Source organism: Pseudoalteromonas sp. SWN29 (genome assembly GCF_015864465.1).
Taxonomy (GTDB): domain Bacteria; phylum Pseudomonadota; class Gammaproteobacteria; order Enterobacterales; family Alteromonadaceae; genus Pseudoalteromonas.
The window spans coordinates 1-1,353 of the sequence record NZ_JADYXE010000113.1 but is presented as its reverse complement, the minus strand read 5'-3'; the positions used below and the strand labels follow the sequence as shown (position 1 = coordinate 1,353).

The 1,353-nt window shown below is 41.6% G+C and carries 1 protein-coding gene; it reads left to right on the top strand.

Going from position 1 to position 1,353, the window contains the following annotated elements; translation table 11 throughout:
* Positions 1–93: 93 nt before the first annotated feature.
* The coding region (locus I6F53_RS20055; RefSeq protein ID WP_197240928.1) for an IS4 family transposase at positions 94–1,353 on the top strand (1,260 nt) is incomplete at its 3' end.

Here is a 1,353-nt window from a genome sequence, read left to right as displayed (position 1 = left end):
CTAATGCCGATCATTTAAGAAATAGTTAATAGCACTTGAACGATCTTCTAGGTATGTAAGAATCCGAATTCTTTTGTAGAATTCGGATTTTTTATGCAACTTTCTAATGCTCTCGATATTATCAACAACATCAAACCTAATGAAGTTGAAACACTCGCAGATTTACTCCCTTTATCCCTTATCGAAGAGGCCTATGCGCTGACCGAAACCGTTACACTACGAAAAAGAAAACTAACCCTAGAATCGATGGCTTGGTTGTTGATCGGTATGGTTATTTATAATGACAAATCCATGGCCGATGTCGTTAATATGCTCGATATTGTTGACCGAGAAGGAAAGCCATTTGTTGCGCCAAGTGCTTTAACTCAGCGTCGTAAAAACCTAGGTGAAGCCGCCATGAAAGCCTTATTTGAATGCACCCAAAGACATTGGAATGATGACGCTAATCACCCTCATTGGAATGGGCTTACTTTACTTGGTGTCGATGGTGTTGTTTGGCGTACGGATGACTCCCCCCAAAATAATGAGGCCTTTACAAAACCGGCCAATACACAATACCCTCAGGTCAGAATGGTGTGTCAAATGGAGCTGAGCAGCCATTTAATAACGGGGAGCGCTTTTGATGATTACAAGGTCAATGAAATGGTGCTGGCTGAAAAGCTTATAGAAACCACACCCGATAACAGTCTCACTTTATTCGACAAAGGCTTCTATTCTTTAGGGCTTTTACATAAATGGCAAACGACTGGCAGTGAACGCCATTGGCTAATCCCCCTGAAAAAAAATGTGCAATATGACGTTATTCAAACATTAGGGCGTAATGATAAATTAGTCCAACTTAGGAGTAACCCAAGAGCAAGAAAAATGTGGCCAATGCTGCCTGACACCTTAATCGCGAGGTTAGTGACTCGAAAAATAAAGGGGAAATCATACAGTGTGATGACATCGATGACAGATCCGATGCGATATCCATCAGCCGATATAGGCGATATATACAGTCACCGCTGGGAGATAGAGCTTGGTTATCGCGAACAAAAGCAATATATGCTGGGTAATCGATTAACATTAAGAAGTCGCTTACCAGCGCTTGTAAAGCAAGAGCTGTGGGGAGTGTTGCTTACTTATAATATGGTGCGATATCAGATGGTAAAAATGTGCCACACATTAAAAGGTGATTATTTACCGTACCAACTGAGTTTCAATGGTAGTTTAGCTCAAATAATGAGGTTGCTTGTTGGATTACCTTATTCAACCCCAGGGGCCATACCACGTCAGTTAAAATACTTTTATACGATGGCAGAAAGCCTCATTCTAGAGCCTCGAAGGGAGCGAAGTTTTCCTCGCTCAGTCAAG